This is a genomic window from Brevibacillus sp. HB1.1 (assembly GCF_013332445.1).
GTDB classification, from domain to species: domain Bacteria; phylum Bacillota; class Bacilli; order Brevibacillales; family Brevibacillaceae; genus Brevibacillus; species Brevibacillus porteri.
The window spans coordinates 1-1,585 of the sequence record NZ_JABMIV010000026.1 but is presented as its reverse complement, the minus strand read 5'-3'; the positions used below and the strand labels follow the sequence as shown (position 1 = coordinate 1,585).

Annotated in this window: 1 protein-coding gene; it reads left to right on the top strand. The window is 40.3% G+C overall.

Annotation, left to right across the window (positions count from 1 at the left end):
• The first annotated feature begins 247 nt into the window (after positions 1-247).
• The gene (locus tag HPY27_RS29725; protein ID WP_017250944.1) at positions 248-1,450 is read left to right on the top strand and encodes an IS110 family RNA-guided transposase; all 1,203 of its coding nucleotides are present in this window, start codon (positions 248-250) and stop codon (positions 1,448-1,450) included.
• The last annotated feature ends 135 nt before the right edge of the window (positions 1,451-1,585 follow it).

Here is a 1,585-nt window from a genome sequence, read left to right as displayed (position 1 = left end):
TTCGTATTATGAGGTCAGCCAGTTTTTACTGGTTGACCATTTTTAATATGGTTCTACGATTACGGTAGCCGGGGTAGAACGTCCCTGCCCGTGGGGCATTGACCCCGTACGCTAAACTGTTCACCCCCTACTTGTAGAAACATGTTTGAGGCTGGTTGGGACGAGATCCCGTATAACAAGCGAAGCTATGATACTACAAGCAGGATTAGGGGTTACCGGCAAATTATCTTAGAAAAGGAGCGATACAATGAATCCAGTCGTTGGTCTGGATGTATCTAAAGGGGAAAGCCAAGTTCAGGTATTTTTAGACAAGGGTCAGCCATATGGAAAAAGCTTTAGCATTTCGCATACTCGTGAGGGACTAGATACTTTTCTTCACTTTCTCAAGAATGTAGAAAGTATAACTGGTCAACAACCTCCGGTTGTTCTGGAGTCAACTGGACACTACCAGACTCCGATTACTCAGTGTCTAGAAGAACAAGATTACTTGTATATTCTTATAAACCCACTCATCTCATATCAAGCAAAAAAATCAAGCTTACGCAAGGTAAAAACGGATGCGATTGACGCTTATCATTTATGTGAGCTGTATTACAAGGAGGAACTACAACCTTATAAGAAGAGAGGGTTACAGCTGTTAAACCTCCGTAATCTAACAAGACAGCATGACTCTCTAACTGATCTTTGTGTGCAAGCAAAATTACAGTTCCATGCCATTTTAGACCAAGTATTCCCTGAGTTTAGAACTGTATTTGGAAACTTGTTTTCGAAGGTATCTTTGCACATTTTACTGGAGTTCCCTACCTCGGAAGAGGTCTTAAAAGCTAAGGAATCTGAATTGACGAAACGAATCGAAGCTATATGTATCAGCCGTTCCAACACTTGGGCCGAAGAAAAGGCGAAAAAAATAATGGACGCAGCAAGTCGCAATCCATTTCAAAAAGCAGTGTACGAAAGTCATTTGATCAGTCTTGAGATGTATATTCGTATGATTCTTCAATATCAAGAGCATCTGTCCAATTTGGAGCAACGAATTGATGCTCTCGCATCAGAAATTGAAGAATATAAGATTATCCAATCTATCCCTGGTATCGGAGAAAAAATCGCGGCAACGATTATCTCTGAAATTGGTGAGATAGAGCGGTTTAATCACCCTAAAAAACTTGTTGCCTTTGCCGGAATCGATCCTAGTGTGCATTCTTCTGGTAAGTTTACTGCAACCATTAATCGAATCACGAAAAGAGGTTCCAGCAGGTTGCGACATGCCTTATATATGGCTGTCCTATGTGGCATCAGGAGTTCGCGCAATAAGAAGCTAAAAGAGTTTTATGACAGAAAACGCGCTGAAGGAAAGCCGTTTAAAGTCACCATCATTGCTTGCGTAAACAAACTGATTCACTGGATTTACATCCTGTTAAAGCGTAAAGAGACTTTCCTTGATATTGCTTAATACCAATAAGCAACAATAGAGAAAAAGCCTTCCATCACGACGTTGGATGGTTATTTGCCATGCTCATTTTTAGTATAACAATTAAACAAAACACGTTTTATTGAAAAATGTTGACATCCTATTAGCTGGTTTAGC